Raw genomic sequence first — 371 nt, 5'->3', positions numbered from 1 at the left:
CGGAAAGTCCCGCAACCCCGGCCATGCAACGCCCGCCGGCTATCACACATGGACCGGTTTGGCCTCTTCCGCGTTCGCTCGCCACTACTGACGGAATCACTGTTGTTTTCTCTTCCTGCGGGTACTGAGATGTTTCACTTCCCCGCGTTCCCTCCACGCACCCTATGTGTTCAGGTACGGGTCACCCGGTCACTCGCGCGCCGGGCGGGGTTTCCCCATTCGGACATCCTGGGATCACCGTTCGGTTATCAACTCCCCCAGGCTTATCGCAGATTCCCACGTCCTTCTTCGGCTCCTGATGCCAAGGCATCCACCGTGTGCTCTTAAAAACTTGACCACAAAGATCAAATAAAGCTTCTCGAGAGAACCAA

Annotated in this window: 1 rRNA gene; it reads right to left on the bottom strand. The window is 57.1% G+C overall.

Features of this window, described 5'->3' with window-relative positions:
* A 23S ribosomal RNA gene (locus ACMX2H_RS19000) occupies nt 1-337 on the bottom strand; the annotation flags it as partial.
* Nucleotides 338-371 lie beyond the last annotated feature (34 nt).

The organism is Arthrobacter sulfonylureivorans (assembly GCF_047607445.1).
Lineage (GTDB): Bacteria > Actinomycetota > Actinomycetes > Actinomycetales > Micrococcaceae > Crystallibacter > Crystallibacter sulfonylureivorans_A.
This window is presented reverse-complemented; position numbering and strand designations above follow the sequence as displayed.